Annotated in this window: 1 pseudogene; it reads left to right on the forward strand. The window is 72.3% G+C overall.

The features are described 5' to 3' along the window. Nucleotides 1-235: pseudogene (locus J5474_RS22695) on the forward strand (sulfotransferase); the annotation flags it as partial.

Raw genomic sequence — 235 nt, forward strand, 5'->3', positions numbered from 1 at the left:
GGCCCGACCTGCGCGTGGTGGTGATCCTGCGCGAACCGGCGGCGCGGGTGCTGAGCTCGTTCTCCTACCCCCAGAACAACCTCGGCCGAATTCCGGCCCGGGTCGGCTTTGCCGACTACCTCGCGGCGGTGCAGGCCGGTGCCCCGCTGACCGGCATGGTGCAGCACCCAGCCCGCGCCTATGTGCTGGCCCGCGACCCCGAGTACAGCCGCTACGCCACTTGGCTGGCGCCCTG

Origin of the sequence: Sagittula salina (assembly GCF_017813235.1) — a bacterium.
Lineage (GTDB): Bacteria > Pseudomonadota > Alphaproteobacteria > Rhodobacterales > Rhodobacteraceae > Sagittula > Sagittula salina.